This window comes from Promicromonospora sp. Populi, assembly GCF_041081105.1.
Taxonomy (GTDB): Bacteria; Actinomycetota; Actinomycetes; order Actinomycetales; family Cellulomonadaceae; genus Promicromonospora.
Genome location: NZ_CP163528.1, coordinates 5,163,102 through 5,175,548 on the forward strand (window position 1 = coordinate 5,163,102; position 12,447 = coordinate 5,175,548).

Consider the following 12,447-nt stretch of genomic DNA (forward strand, 5'->3'; position numbering starts at 1 on the left):
CCGAAGCCTGGCGGATGGCGGTCTGAGGGCAGATCGGGGCCGGCTTCATTGCTGCGCTCGCGGTGACTGTACGAATTCGAGGTGGGTTGCTCTGCGTAGACGTTGTCTACTGACAGTGACGGACCTGGAATTCGTAGTGTTACCCCGACGCCGACCCGGGCTCCCGCTCTGCCACTGACCTGGTGCGGGCCTGGCGCGCCCGGCCCGCAACAATGGCCCTATGAGCACGCCTCGCCGCCCCTCGCGCCCAGACCCCGCCACGCTCAGCGACGACGAGAAGGAGGCGTTCGCCGAGCGGCTCCGCGAACGGGTCTACGTCACGTTTGCCGTGCTCGCCGTCATCCTCACGCTGCTGACCCATGCCGAAGGGCTGGCCGCCGGGACCGCAGCGGCCTCGCTGACCATCACCGCCGTCGGCACCGTGGCCGCCGCGTGGCTGGCGGAGCTCATCGCGCACCTCGCCGCGCACGGCGGGTTCCCCGACCGGGCACACCTGCGCGCGATGACGGGTACGAGTGGCGGCGCTCTGCTGACCCTCATGGTCCCGCTGCTCGCACTCCTGGTGGCGGGCCTGGGCTGGTGGGAGGTGACCACCGCGCGACACGTCGGTGTCGGCGCACTGATCGCCTCCCTCGTGCTCATCGCCTGGCTCGGCGTCCGCCGCGCCAGCCTGCCCTGGCCAGCCCGGATCCTGGCGCTAGGTGTCCTCGCCGTCCTCGCCGGAGTGGTGGTCGCCCTGAAGCTGCTCGCCCACGGCTGAGGGCTCCTGCCGCTTGGCTGAGGCGCGTCGCCGCACGGCACGGGTGTCGCACGCACCACACTGTCCGAAATCCGCTTTCCGCGCCGGTACCGCGCGGGCGAGGATCAGGCAGTGACATCCTCTCCAAGCTCCACCGCCCTCGGTTTCTGGGCGGACCTGCCGCGTGACGGCCGCTGGCTGCTCTCTACCGTTGTGGTGCAGTTCTTCGGCCGCGGCCTGACACTCCCGTTCACGATCATCTACCTGCACGAGGTGCGCGGCTTCTCGCTCGGCCTGTCCGGGACGCTCATGGGGCTGATCGCCGTGGTCGGCCTGCTCGTCACCGGTCCGGCCGGTGCCCTCGTTGACCGGTACGGCGCCCGGCGGGTCATGCTCACCGGCCTGTTCTTCGCTGTGGCGGGGTACGCGGTGCTCGCGTTCGCCACGGTCCCGGCGGTCGCGGCCCTGGGGCTCGCGCTCTTCGGCGTGCAGCTCGGCGTCGGGTGGCCGTCGGTCAATGCGCTCGTCGCCACGGTGGTCGACGGCGACCTGCGCCAGCGCTACTACGGCGTGAACTTTGCCCTGCTCAACCTGGGTGTCGGCGTGGGCGGTGTCGTCGGCGGGCTCGTGGTCGACGTCGAGCGGCCGGAGACCTTCGTCATGGCGTTCCTGGTCAACGCGGCCACGTTCGTCGTCCCCGTCGTCGTACTGATGGGGCCGCTGCGCCACCTGCACGGGCGGGTCGACCGGCCGGACGACGGCGGCGCCGCGGAGGGGTACCTCTCGATCCTGCGCCGGCCCGAGGTGCTCTGGCTCTCCGCGCTCGGGCTGCTCGCGGCGTTCGTGGGCTACGGGCAGATGGAGGGCGGTTTCCCCGCCTTCGCCCGGCTGGTGGCCGAGGTCTCGACCCGCGCGATCGGCTTCGCGTTCGTGGTCAACACGGTGGTGATCGTAGTGCTGCAGTTCTGGGTGATGAACCGGGTCGGCGGACGGCGCCGCACGCGCGTGCTCGCCCTCATGGCCGTGGTCTGGGCGGCGGCCTGGCTCCTGCTCGGCGGCGCCGGCCTCGTGCCCGGCGGCACGGCGGCCGTCGTGATCGTCCTGGTCTTCCACGGCCTCTTCGGGCTGGGGGAGACCCTGATGCAGTCCGTCCTGCCCGCCCTGACCAATGACATGGCGCCCGCGCACCTGCGCGGCCGCTACAACGCGATCAGCTCCGGCGCGTTCCAGGCCGGCACCATCGCCGGCCCCGTGGTCGCTGGCCTGCTGCTGGAGCGCGGGTGGGCCGGCGGCTTCATCGGGGTCGTGGTGGCCGGCTGCCTGGGGATCGTCGCGATCGCGCTCGCCGTCGGGCGGCGGGTGACGCCGGAGGTCGACGGCGTCCCCCGCTCGACCGCCGTTGAGAGCGGGAACGCGTAGGCCGCCGCCGAGGGGCGCCCCGATGAGCGACTAATGTGTCCCGAGATGTGGAGTCGCGTGTGGGTCAGCGGGGGGCTCGTGCTGGTCGGCGTGCTCGCGATCGCCGCCAACCTGCGCGCCGCCATCACCGTGGTGGGCCCGGTCGCCGACGACGTCGCCGCCGACCTCGACCTTTTGGCCACGCAGGTCTCGCTCCTGGTCTCCCTGCCGCTGCTGTGCTTCGGTGCGTTCGCGCTCGTCGCGCCCCGGCTGCTGGCGCGCTGGGGGATCGAGGCGACCGCCGTGGTCGCGCTGACCGCGCTGGGGGTCGGCATCGTCGGCAGGTCGCTGCCGCTGACCGGCGCGCTCTGGGTGGGCACCGTGCTGCTCGGCGCGGGTGTCGCGACCCTGAACGTCGCCCTGCCCGCCCTGGTCAAGCGGGACTTCCCGCACCACGTCGGACGCCTGACGGGCGCCTACTCGGCCACGCAGTCGGCGTTCGCCGCGATCTCCGCGGTGGTCGCGGTGCCGTTGGCCGGGACGCAGCCCGAGGGGTGGCGGATCGCGTTCGGGATCTGGGCGGGGCTGACCCTGGTGGCGTTGGGGCTGATGGTGCCGCGCTGGCGGGCGTCGGTCCGGGCGGGGTCCGGCGGCCCTCGGCTCGGGGAGGTCGCGGATCCGACCGCAGCCCGCGCCACGGTCGGCGCGGCCCCGAGCCGGGCGCCCTGGCGCAGCGCCCTCGGCTGGCAGGTCGCGTGCTACATGGGCCTGCAGTCCACGTTCTACTACTCGGTCGTCACGTGGTGGCCGTCGGTCGAGACCGCCGCGGGCTTCACGTCCGGCGCGGCGGGTGCGCACCAGGGGCTGCTCCAGGTCACCGGGATCCTCGCGTCCCTGGCCGCGGGCCGGCTCATCGACCGCAGCCGATCGCGAGGGCAGAGCGGGCTCGTGGTGGCGTTCTCCGGCTTGTCGGCCGTCGCCGTAGCGGGCGAGCTGGTGGCGCCCGGCTGGTGGGCCGTCTGGATCGTGCTGCTCGGCGCGGGGACGGCCGCGTCGTTCGTGACCGCGCTCTCGCTCTTCAGCCTGCGCACCGAGGGCCACGCCCAGGCGGCGGCGCTGTCGGGGATGGCCCAGGCGTTCGGCTACGGCCTCGCGGCGCTCGGCCCCCTGCTGGTGGGCACCCTCCACGACGCGACGGCGAGCTGGGGCATACCGCTGGCGATCCTGCTGGCCATGAAGGTCCCGGAGATAGCGGCGGGCGCCCTGGCCGGGCGCCGCCGCACAATCGAGTAGAGCACGTGAGGCGGCGACCTACAGACGGTCGGTCCTAGGCTCAGGGCGATGAGCGGATCGAGGGATGCCCCGGGGCGGTCGCGCCGGGCGGCGGCGCGGGAGCGGCTGGTCGACACCGTCCTGGTCCTGGCCGCCGGCGGGCTGTGGCTGATCACGGTGGGCATGCAGCTCGACGAGCCGGGGCCGGTGCCCGGCTGGGTCCCGTACGTCGACTGGTTCCCGGGGGTGCTCGGCTGCATTGCGCTGTGGTGGCGGCGCCGGTTCCCCATGGTGCTCGGCGTCGTCCTGGCCGCGGCGAGCTCTTTCTCGGAGGCGATCTCCGGTGCGGCGATCATCGGGCTGTTCACTGTGGCCGTTCATCGCTCGACCCGGGCCACGGCGGCGGTGTGCGCTGTCAGCTTGGCGGCGCTCACCACGTATCAGCTGCTCTGGCCCATCACGGGCGCCCCACCGCTCACGGTGTTCATCATCATCGGCCTGGGGCACATCGCCGTCGTGGCGTGGGGGCTGTCGGTGCGCAACCGCCGGGCGCTGGTCACGTCCTTGCGGGAGCGGGCCGTCGCGGCCGAGGTCGAGGCGCAGCTGCGGGCCGAAACCTCCCAGCACGAGGCGCGCGAGGCCCTCGCGCGCGAGATGCACGACGTGCTTGGTCACCGGCTCTCGCTGCTCAGTGTCCACGCGGGCGCCCTCGCCTACTCCCGCGCCGCGCCGCCCGAGGACATGGCGCGGGCGGCCGAGGTGGTCCGGGAGAACGCGCACCGCGCCCTGCAGGATCTCCGCGAGGTGATCGGGGTACTCCGGGCTCCCGTGGGCGAGCTGCCGCTGCCGGCCGTCGAGGACGTCCTGGAGCTGATCGACGAGGCCCGCCAGGCCGGGACGTCGGTCGAGCTGCGCGACGAGGCGGGGGTGACGACCGGCGTCCGCTCCCTCCCGGAGACGCAGGGCCGCACCGTCTACCGCCTCGTGCAGGAGGGCCTGACCAACGTGCGCAAGCACGCACCGGGCACACCGGTAGTGGTGCGGATCGCGGGGCGGTCCGGCGACCACGTGCTCGCCGAGGTGGTCAACGGCTCGCCGGCGGGTCCGCCGTCCTACCCCGAACAGCCCGACGGTTCCGGAGCCGGGCTGCGCGGGCTGGGGGAGCGCGCCCGGCTTGTCGCCGGGCAGCTCGACCACGGCCCGACGGAGTCGGGCGGCTGGCGGGTCCGCTTGCGCCTACCCTGGCCGTCGTGACCGTTCCCCTGCCCGACGACGCGCCTGCCGGCGACGTGGCGCCCGGCGACCGGCCGACCATCACCGTGCTGCTCGCCGACGACGACCCGGTGGTCCGGTTCGGCCTCAGGATGATGCTGAGCGGCGCCCCCGACCTGCGGGTGGTGGCCGAGGCGAGCGACGGCGCCGAGGCGGTCGAGCTGGCCGGGCGCCATCGTCCGGATGTCGTGCTGATGGACATCCGGATGCCCGGCACCGACGGGCTCACCGCCACCGAGACGCTGCGGAGCCGCACGCCCGCACCGCAGGTCATGGTGCTCACTACGTTTGACGCCGACGCCCACGTGCTGCGCGCCCTGCGAGCCGGGGCTGCCGGGTTCCTGCTCAAGGACACGCCGCCGGACGAGCTTGTCATCGCGATCCGGCACGCGGCCCAGGGCCGCCCCGTGCTCTCGCCAGAGGTGACCCGGCGGCTCATCAACCGGGTCGCGGAGTCTGGGCAGGACACCCGCCGGGCCGCGGCTCGTCGTCGGCTCGAAGCGCTCAGCGAGCGGGAACGGGCGATTGCCGTCGAGATCGGGTCGGGGCGCTCCAACGCCGAGATCGCGGCACGCCAGTTCCTCGGCCTGACCACGGTCAAGACCCATGCGTCGGCGATCCTCGCCAAGCTCGACCTCAACAACCGCGTGCAGGTGGCCCTGCTTGTGCACGAGGCCGGGCTCGACGACCCGGAACGAAGCGAATGACCAGCCCGCGCGGGCACGTTCCTCCTATGGTCGGAAGGTCCTGACCCATCGGCCGATGTGCGCACCGGGTGAAAAACCTAGCGTCGATTGCATGCCTCGATCACCTCGACAGACCGGCCTGCCAGCCACATCCCTACGGATCGCCGCGGTGCTGACCGCCGCCGCACTGGCCCTGAGCGGCTGCGCCGTCGGCACCAGCGCGGCGCTGGCCGCATCGCCGGACCACCGCCCGCCCACGCCCGTCGTGCCCGCACCCACCCCCGACCCGATCGACTGGACCGAGTGCGGCCCGGGCCTGGACTGCGCCACGGTTGAGGTCCCGCTGGAGTACACCGAGCCCAACGGCGAGCAGATCTTCCTCGGCGTGACCCGCCACCGCGCCACCGACCCGGAGAACCGCATCGGCAGCCTGTTCATCAACCCGGGCGGTCCGGGTGTGGCGGCCACCGAGATGGTCGCGTCCATCAACCCCGACAGCCCTACCAGCCCGTTCTCGCCCGACGTCGTGGCCCGCTTCGACGTCGTCGGCATGGACCCGCGCGGTGTCGGCGAGTCGGGCGCCGTCCGCTGCCTCACCGATGAGCAGCGCGCCGAGCAGGCGGCCGAGGACCGCGACCCGACCGTCCCCGGCGGGAAGCGGTTCGGCAGGCTGCTTGCCGACGCCCGCACGTTCACCGAGGGCTGCCTGTACCACCAGAGCCCCGAGTTCCTGGCGAGCCTGTCCACCGACAACGTGGCCCGCGACCTGGACCAGGTGCGCGCCGCGCTCGGCGAGGAGCAGGTCACCTTCTACGGCGCGTCCTACGGCACGGTGGTCGGCCCCATGTACGCCACGCTGTTCCCGGAGCGGGTGCGCCAGATGGTGATCGACGCCCCCGTCGACACCCACCTGTGGCAGAACGACCCGCTCCAGCTGCTCGACGACGTCGCCCAGTCGAACGAGGAGACTCTCGATGCGTGGTTCGAGACGTGCCGCGCCGAGGGCGTCGAGGCGTGCGCCTTCGGTGACGGCGAGCCGGAGGCCGCCTTCGACGCCCTCATCGCCGAGCTGGAGGCGGAGCCGCTGCAGGTGCCGCCGACGGAGGGCCTCACCCCGGGCGGCCCGCTCGACGGCGCGATGGCGCTCGAGGCCGTGCGAGGGGCCGCCGGCAACCGGGCGCTCTGGCCTGTGCTCACTGCGGGTCTGCTCGCCGCGCAGCAGGGCAACGGCACGGCCTTGCACTTCCTGGTCTCGAGGATCTCGGTAGCACCGTTCGGCGGTCCGTTCGCGACCCTCCAGGAGCCCCACACCGCTGTGCGCTGCGCCGACTGGCCGGCGCTGACCAACCTGGCGGAGCACCGTGCCGCGGCGAAGAAGATCACCGCGCGCGACGATCGGCTGGGCAGCCGGGCCGCCTACAGCGCGCTCAACTGCGCGTTGTGGCCGGCCAAGAACGAGGACCGGTTCGCCGACGAACTCACCGGCGCCGGCGCCCCGCCGGTCCTGGTGGTCGGCGGTCGCCTGGACAACGTGTCCCCGTACCACTGGGCGCAGGCCATGACCGAGCGGCTGGAGAACTCCGTGCTGCTCACCCGTGAGGGTGTCGCCCACACCTCGTACCGCACGAGCGGCCCATGCATCGACGACGCGGTCGACGCCGCACTGATCGACGGCGTGCTCCCGCCGGAGGGCACCGTCTGCGCTGTCCCTCCGGCAACAACCCGCCCGCCGACCGCCCCCGCCGTCTGACCGGCTAGGTCGCGACCCTCAGGCCACCAGCCGGAAGATCGGGAAGACCCGCCCCTCCGCCGTCTTCTCGTACCCGGCGAAGCCGCTGGAGAACTCCTTGAAGCGAACCCACATGGCGTCGCGCGCCTCCCCGGTGAGCTCCTCGACCTTGGCGCGCACAAGCTCGACCGGCTCGCCGGGGACCTCGACGTCGACCTCCTCCGAGCGGCGCAGCCCGAAGACCCAGGCGGGGTGCTTGGTGGAGCCGCCGGCTGAGCCGACGATGTGCCAGGCGCCGTCGTCGTAGATCGCGGCGAGCGGCGCGATGCGGATGGTGCCGTCCTTCCTCGGTACGTGCACAAGTACGAGCTTCTTGCCGAACTGCATGGGCTCGTTGACCTCGCCGCCGTTGGTGCGGAAGGTGTCGATGATCTGCTGGTTGAAGTCCATGCGGAGGCAACGCCGCGCGGGCCGGGATGAATTCCTGGCCTAAACGGACTTTCGTTGCCCTTTCGGTCGACGCTCTCCAGAGTGGCACGTGGCGCACGCTCGTGGGCCAGTGGTTGCGCCCAGGGTTGGGCGCTTGCACCCCGGAGGCAAGAATGCACAGTCGCATGCCAACCAGACGAGCACCGATAGCCCTTGTGGCAGTCGGCGCACTCCTGGCCACCACGGTGAGCGCGATACCAGCGCTCGCGAGCACATCAACGCCGACCGGGATACAGCCCGCTGCTACCGCCGACGTACCGGAGCGCGCAGCGGACAAGATCACGCCCGCCGTGCAGACCCGGCTGGAGGCCAAGGATTCCACCGACTTCTGGATCCGGTTCGCCGACCAGCCCGACCTGGAGCCGGCCAAGGCCATCGCCGACTGGGACGAGCGCGGCCAGTATGTCTACGAGGCTCTGACCAGCACCGCCAAGGCGTCCCAGGCCGGAGTGATCGCCGACCTGAAGGCGGCGGGCGCGGAATACGAGTCCTACTGGATCAGCAACGCGATCCTCGTCGAGGACGGCAGCGCGGAGCTGGCGAATCAGGTTGCTGCCAGCCGGGAGGTCAAGCAGGTGCACGAGCGCCTGGCGACCCAGCTCATCGAGCCGGTCGAGCGCAAGGCCTCGACCAAGAACGCGCCGCTCGCCACCGAGTGGGGCCTGGACGCGATCGGCGCGCCCGACGTCTGGAGCATGGGCTTCACGGGTGAGGGCATCACCGTGTCGAACATCGACTCCGGCGTGGACGTCGAGCACCCGGCCCTCCTGGACCACTACCGCGGCAACCTGGGCGGCGGGGAGCTGAGCAACGACTACAACTGGTTCGACGCCTCCGGCAGCTGCGACGGTGCGCCGTGCGACGGTGACGCCCACGGCACCCACGTGATGGGCACCATGGTCGGCGACGACGGCGCGGGCAACCAGATCGGCGTCGCACCCGACGCGGACTGGATCGCGGCCAACGGCTGCGCGACCTGCTCCGACGACGATCTGCTCGCCTCCGGTCAGTGGATCCTCGCGCCGACGCGCGTCGACGGCTCCGACCCGGACCCGGCGCAGCGTCCCCACATCGTGAACAACTCGTGGGGCCAGACGGCGCCCGGGGCGATCGACGACTTCATGTCCGAGGAGATCGCTGCCTGGGAGGCGTCAGGCATCTTCGGCGCGTGGGCGGCGGGCAACGCGGGTGAGTTCGGCTGTCAGTCGACGTCGTCCCCCGGGGCGAACGTCGGGACCTACGCCTCCGGTGCGTTCGGGGAGTCCGGCGACATCGCCGACTTCTCGTCGCGCGGCCCGGGCGAGGACGGCCTGACCAAGCCGAACCTCTCGGCCCCCGGTGTCGATGTGCGGTCCTCCGTGCCCGGCGGCGGGTACGAGGAGTTCAGCGGTACGTCCATGGCCTCCCCGCACCTCGCGGGCGCCGTCGCGCTCCTGTGGAGCGCGGCTCCCGTCCTGGTCGGCGACATCGAGGCCACCAAGCAGCTGCTGGACGAGACCTCGACCAACGTGGACGACGACTCCTGCGGCGGCACCGCCGAGGACAACAACGTGTGGGGCGAGGGCAAGCTCGACGTCCGCACCCTGATCGAGAACGCGCCGATCGACGGTTACGGCTTCCTCGCCGGTACCGTCACGGGCCCGGACGGCGAGCCCGTCGCCGGCGCGCGCGTGACCACCGGCGAGCGCTCCGACACCACCGACGCCGAGGGCGCGTACCGCCTGGGCCTCGAGGAGGGCTCGTACGACCTGAGCGTCTCCGCGTTCGGGTTCATCGACGCCGCGGCCCAGGCCGACGTCGTCGAGGACGAGACCACCACCCAGGACTTCGTCCTGGAGGCCGCGCCGACCACCACCGTGAGCGGCACCGTCACCGACGGTTCCGGCCACGGCTGGCCGCTCGACGCCAAGGTCACCGTGCAGGGCGCACCCAGCAGCGTGGTGGCGTGGACCGACCCGTTCACGGGGGAGTACTCGCTCGAGCTGCCGCAGTCGGCCACGCACACGCTCGTCGCGACGCCGTCAGTGACCGGCTACGGGGCGCTCACGCAGGAGGTCGAGGTCGGCACCGAGCCGGCGACCGCCGACGTCGCCGCTCCGGTGGCACCCGAGTGCACGGCTCCCGGTTACGCCCTGACCGGCGCGGGCGCAGGCACCGAGGAGTTCGAGTCCGGCGCCGTGCCCGAGGGCTGGACCGTCGAGGACCTGGCCGGCACCGAGCAGGTCTGGACCTTCGACGACCGGTTCGAGTACGGCAACATGACCGGTGGCGAGGGCCTGTTCGCCGAGGTGAACAGTGACGCCTACGGCCCTGACGGGTCGCAGGACACCACCCTCACGGCACCGGCCTACGACCTGAGCGACGTCGACGCGCCGCTCCTGACGTTCGATCAGGCGTACTCGTCGGGCGGCGACTTCGCCGACGTCGACCTCAGCCTGGACGGTGGCGAGACCTGGGAGACCGTGCTGCACCAGACCGCCGACGCGAACGGGCGCGTGCTCGTCGGGCTCCCGGGCGCGGGCGGTCAGTCCGACGTGCGGGTCCGGTTCCACTACGGCGACGCCGCGTGGTCCTTCTGGTGGCAGGTCGACAACGTGTCGATCGGGGAGTGCACCCCGGTCGACGGCGGCCTCGTTGCCGGGTTCGTCCGGGACCTCAACACCGGTGACGGCGTGAACGGCGCCACGGTGTCGGCCGGCGAGGAGCAGAGCACCAAGTCCTTGGACCCGGAGAACCCGGGCGTGGGCGCCGGGTACTACTCGCTGTTCTCGGCGCAGGTCGGTGCGCAGCAGATCGGTTATGCGGCCAAGGACTACAAGGCCAAGCAGGCAAAGGTGAAGGTCGTCGCCGACGCCGTCGTCCGAAAGGACGTGAAGCTCGCTGCCCCGCTCCTGACCGTCACTCCGAGCGAGATCAAGCGCACGGTGAAGCTGGGCGGCAGCAAGTCCGGCAGCTTCACCGTGAAGAACGAGGGCACCGCGCCCGCGAACGTCGAGGTGGCTCCGACGTCGTCCGACTTCGAGATCCTCGGGACCTCGGGCGGCAGCAGCGTCATCAAGGGCGCCACGGGCGAGGTGACCGAGGTGAGCACGGCCCCGTCCTCGGGCAAGCTGGGCAGGGCGAGCTCCGCCGCGCAGGCCGACGACGGCTTCGGCCGGAACGGCAAGAAGCCAGGGAAGACGGTGACGCCGTCGGCGCCGCCGTCGCTCCTGGCGGACGGGACCACCATCACCCACTCGTCGTCGCAGGACGTCGTTGCGGTCAACTCGGCGGCCTGCCTGGCCGGCGAGACGAAGGTGCTGCGGACGTTCACGCTGGAGGACTTCGACATCCAGGGTGAGTTCGCCGTGACCAACGTGTCCTTCGGGGTGGAGATCGCCGGGGCGGACACGCCTGTGACGGTCAACCTGTACGAGCTCGACGGGGACTTCCTGTACGAGAACATGACGCTGCTCGGCTCGTCCGAAGCGACCCTGGAGGAGCAGGAGCTCACGATGGTCGACGTGCCGGTCACCGGCACCGCGACCGGCACGCTCGTGGTCGAGGTCGTCAGCCCCGCCGGGTTCTTCATCGGCTCCAACGCCGAGCCGGAGACCGCGCCGTCGTACATCGCCTCGTCGGAGTGCAACACGCCCGAGCCGACTCCCGTCGCGGAGCTCGGCTTCCCGGACATGCACGTGGTGATGAACGTGACCGGTGAGTCCACGGTCGACGTGCCGTGGCTCGACGTCCAGCCGCCGTCCTTCACGCTCGCTCCCGGAGCGTCCGCGAAGGTGTTCGTCGACATGGACAGCAGCCGGGTCGACCAGCCGGGCACGTACACCGCGGGAGTGGTGGCCAACGGCAGCACGCCGTACGCCGAGCCCCGCGTGGACGTGTCGCTGACGGTGACGCCGCCCGCCAACTGGGGCAAGATCGCCGGCACCGTCACTGGGGCCACCTGCGAGGACGAGACCGTGCCGCTGGAGGGCGCGTTCGTGGTCATCGACGGGTCCGAGTACGACGTCACGCTCGTGACCGGGCCGGACGGCGGCTATGCCCGCTGGATGGGGATCTCCAACAACCGGCTGACGCTGCTCAGCTCGGCGACGGGGTACCCGCCGGAGTCGAAGCAGGCACGCATCATCAAGGGTCAGACGGTGGTGCACAACTTCGAGCTGAACGAGTTCTGCGGGTAGTACCGCCCGCGAGGGCCGGCTAGCTCAGGCCCCCGCACTCCCGACGACCCGCCGTCGCAGCTCAACAGCTGCGGCGCGCGGGTCGTCGGCCTGTGTGATGGCCCGTACGACGACGATGCGCCGCGCCCCGGCGTCGAGCACCCGGTCGAGGCGATCGGTGTCGATCCCGCCGATCGCGAACCACGGCGTGACCGGCCGGCGGGCGGCGACGTCGCGCAAGAGGTCCAGGCCGACGGCGGGGCGGCCGGGCTTGGTGGGGGTGCTCCACAGCGGGCCCACGCAGAAGTAGTCGACACGCGGGTCGGCATCCGCGGCCAAGGCCTCGTCCAGGGCGTGCGTGGACCGGCCCAGCACGGGGCCGTCGCCCAGCAGCTGCCGCACCGCGCCCGGCGGCAGGTCGTCCTGGCCCATGTGCACCACGGGCGCCCCGGTCAGCTGTGCGATGTCGGCCCGGTCGTTGACCGCCCGCAGCGCACCGTGCTCGGCGGCCACCCGCTCCACGACGGCCTGCAGCGCGACCTCGCGGGCGGCGTCCAGGGTCTTGTCCCGCAGCTGGACCACGTCGACGCCGCCGTCGAGCGCCGCGTGCAGGAACGGCTCGAGGTCGCCCGTGGCCTCGCGGGCGTCGGTGCAGAGGTAGAGGCGGGCGTCGGCCAGCCGGGTCCGTGGATCCACGCGCGTGAG

The 12,447-nt window shown here is 72.2% G+C and carries 9 protein-coding genes; 7 read left to right on the forward strand and 2 right to left on the reverse strand.

The window, feature by feature from the left end:
* Positions 1 to 220 precede the first annotated feature (220 nt).
* The 6 genes from AB1046_RS23450 to AB1046_RS23475 all read left to right on the forward strand — a co-directional run bounded on the left by AB1046_RS23450 (position 221) and on the right by AB1046_RS23475 (position 7,117).
* On the forward strand, positions 221 to 760 hold the full coding sequence (locus tag AB1046_RS23450) for a hypothetical protein (protein ID WP_369371681.1): 540 nt from the start codon (positions 221 to 223) through the stop codon (positions 758 to 760).
* A 111-nt stretch (positions 761 to 871) separates the two neighbouring features.
* A complete protein-coding gene (locus AB1046_RS23455) occupies positions 872 to 2,158 on the forward strand; it encodes an MFS transporter (RefSeq protein ID WP_369371682.1) in 1,287 nt (428 codons plus the stop codon).
* 57 nt (positions 2,159 to 2,215) lie between these two features.
* On the forward strand, positions 2,216 to 3,430 hold the full coding sequence (locus AB1046_RS23460) for an MFS transporter (RefSeq protein ID WP_369371683.1): 1,215 nt from the start codon (positions 2,216 to 2,218) through the stop codon (positions 3,428 to 3,430).
* A 48-nt stretch (positions 3,431 to 3,478) separates the two neighbouring features.
* Positions 3,479 to 4,663, forward strand: a complete 1,185-nt coding sequence (locus AB1046_RS23465) for a histidine kinase (RefSeq protein ID WP_369371684.1) — start codon at positions 3,479 to 3,481, stop codon at positions 4,661 to 4,663.
* Positions 4,664 to 4,698: 35 nt separating this feature from the next.
* Entirely contained in the window at positions 4,699 to 5,388 is a 690-nt protein-coding gene (locus AB1046_RS23470) for a response regulator (RefSeq protein WP_369375833.1), read from the forward strand.
* Between the two features lie 91 nt (positions 5,389 to 5,479).
* Positions 5,480 to 7,117, forward strand: a complete 1,638-nt coding sequence (locus tag AB1046_RS23475; protein ID WP_369371685.1) for an alpha/beta hydrolase — start codon at positions 5,480 to 5,482, stop codon at positions 7,115 to 7,117.
* Between the two features lie 18 nt (positions 7,118 to 7,135).
* Here the strand turns inward: AB1046_RS23475 and AB1046_RS23480 are convergent, their stop codons facing one another.
* Complete coding sequence (locus AB1046_RS23480; RefSeq protein ID WP_369371686.1) at positions 7,136 to 7,546, reverse strand: nitroreductase/quinone reductase family protein; 411 nt, start codon at positions 7,544 to 7,546, stop codon at positions 7,136 to 7,138.
* A 164-nt stretch (positions 7,547 to 7,710) separates the two neighbouring features.
* Here AB1046_RS23480 and AB1046_RS23485 point away from each other — a divergent pair, with 164 nt between their 5' ends.
* Positions 7,711 to 11,763: a S8 family serine peptidase gene (locus AB1046_RS23485; protein ID WP_369371687.1), complete on the forward strand. Its 4,053-nt coding sequence runs from the start codon at positions 7,711 to 7,713 to the stop codon at positions 11,761 to 11,763.
* A 24-nt stretch (positions 11,764 to 11,787) separates the two neighbouring features.
* On the opposite strand, the gene thiE is transcribed toward AB1046_RS23485, so the two are convergent.
* Complete coding sequence (gene thiE, locus AB1046_RS23490; RefSeq protein ID WP_369371688.1) at positions 11,788 to 12,438, reverse strand: thiamine phosphate synthase; 651 nt, start codon at positions 12,436 to 12,438, stop codon at positions 11,788 to 11,790.
* Between the last annotated feature and the right edge of the window lie 9 nt (positions 12,439 to 12,447).

Bases quoted from the DNA above. Each gene is read 5' to 3' on its own strand.
- AB1046_RS23480 (WP_369371686.1), bottom strand. From the start codon at position 7,546: ATGGACTTCAACCAGCAGATCATCGACACCTTCCGCACCAACGGCGGC.
- AB1046_RS23485 (WP_369371687.1), top strand. From the start codon at position 7,711: ATGCCAACCAGACGAGCACCGATAGCCCTTGTGGCAGTCGGCGCACTC.
- AB1046_RS23450 (WP_369371681.1), top strand. From the start codon at position 221: ATGAGCACGCCTCGCCGCCCCTCGCGCCCAGACCCCGCCACGCTCAGC.
- AB1046_RS23475 (WP_369371685.1), top strand. From the start codon at position 5,480: ATGCCTCGATCACCTCGACAGACCGGCCTGCCAGCCACATCCCTACGG.
- AB1046_RS23465 (WP_369371684.1), top strand. From the start codon at position 3,479: ATGAGCGGATCGAGGGATGCCCCGGGGCGGTCGCGCCGGGCGGCGGCG.